1 pseudogene is annotated in these 1,007 nt (G+C 60.4%); it reads left to right on the forward strand.

Going from position 1 to position 1,007, the window contains the following annotated elements:
- Positions 1-989 (forward strand): annotated as a pseudogene (locus AF337_RS03970) (IS3 family transposase); the annotation flags it as partial.
- Positions 990-1,007: the final 18 nt, after the last annotated feature.

A 1,007-nucleotide genomic window follows, 5' to 3' on the forward strand; every position in this document is an offset into this window, starting at 1 on the left:
AAGCTGCTGGCCGAACAGATGCTGGATGCGGCCGCGCTCCGCGAGCTTCTTGCAAAAAAATGGTAGGGCCTGCCGCCAAGCGTGAAGCCGTCATGCATCTGAAGGCCGTCATGGGTCTTTCGGAGCGGCGGGCCTGCCAGATCATATCCGCCGACCGCAAGACGATCCGTTATCGGTCAAGTCGGCCGCCGGAGGTAGAATTGCGGGTGAAGCTGCGCGACCTTGCCAATGAGCGGCGGCGTTTCGGCTATCGGCGACTGTTCGTCCTGCTTCGGCGGGACGGAGAACCGTCCGGCGTCAATCGCATCTACCGGCTCTATCGCGAGGAAGGTCTTTCCGTTCGTAAGCGCAAAGCCAGGCGGCGTGCAGTCGGCACGCGTGCCCCGATCCTGGTCGAAGCGAAGGCCAATGCCCGCTGGTCGCTGGACTTCGTGCATGACCAGTTTGCCTGCGGCAGACGATTCCGCGTGCTCAACATTGTCGATGATGTGACGCGCGAATGCCTGGCAGCGATCCCGGACACGTCCATCTCTGGTCGGCGTGTCGCCCGAGAACTGACGACGCTGATCGAACGGCGAGGCAAGCCGGGAATGATCGTCTCCGACAACGGCACGGAACTCACCTCGAATGCGATCCTCGCGTGGTCGAAGGATCACAAAGTCGACTGGCATTACATCGCGCCGGGAAAGCCGATGCAGAACGGCTATGTTGAGAGTTTCAATGGTCGGATGCGCGACGAACTGCTCAACGAAAGCCTGTTCTTTGGCCTCGATCATGCTCGAAGCGCCATTGCCGAATGGACGGACGATTACAATAATTTCCGGCCGCACTCATCGCTCGGATATCAGACCCCGGCAGACTATGCCGGGACCATCGCCGCAACCGGCTCCAACGCTGCGCAAGATGAAAGCTTCGCGTTTCCGCCGGTTGCTCACACCGCGCCAATTGGCGTATTCAAAACCGCCGGGGCTCTAATCGCCGCTGGATGAAAGTTCAGTGGCAGGTCA

The organism is Rhizobium ecuadorense (genome assembly GCF_001187535.1).
Taxonomy (GTDB): Bacteria; Pseudomonadota; Alphaproteobacteria; order Rhizobiales; family Rhizobiaceae; genus Rhizobium; species Rhizobium ecuadorense.